Source organism: Mesorhizobium sp. M7A.F.Ca.AU.002.02.1.1 (genome assembly GCF_003998535.1).
Classification (GTDB): domain Bacteria; phylum Pseudomonadota; class Alphaproteobacteria; order Rhizobiales; family Rhizobiaceae; genus Mesorhizobium; species Mesorhizobium ciceri.
Genome location: NZ_RZPB01001532.1, coordinates 1 through 385, shown reverse-complemented (window position 1 = coordinate 385; position 385 = coordinate 1). Strand labels below are relative to the sequence as shown.

Genomic DNA, 385 nt, shown 5'->3' with positions numbered 1-385 from the left:
CCACCATAGCTGTGTATTTCGTACAGGACCTGCCCCGCCAGTCGCTGATCCGCATCATGGCTTACCAGCTTCCCTATGCGGTCATGCAGTTCATCGGGCTGGCCATCGTCTGGTCATCGAGGCAAAAGCTTGCCCGTCTCGATCGCATATTGATGGCCGTGCTGGCGGCGAGCGGCCTGCAGTTTGCCTCCAAGCCATTCATCGCCCATGCGCTCGGCGGCTGGGGCGCCAATCCGCAAGCCTATCTGCAAAGCAACTACGCGCTGGTGTCGCAATCGCTCGGCACTGTCTTTGCGCTGGCGCTGGCGCTGCTGATGCTGGCCATCCTGGTTCGCGACGTGCTTGCCGAAGTGACGTCGAAGTCGGAGACGGACACGCTTTCGCG

The 385-nt window shown here is 61.6% G+C and carries 1 pseudogene; it reads left to right on the top strand.

The annotated features are described in order from the left end of the window. Positions 1 to 385 (top strand): annotated as a pseudogene (locus EN879_RS38755) (GGDEF domain-containing protein); the annotation flags it as partial.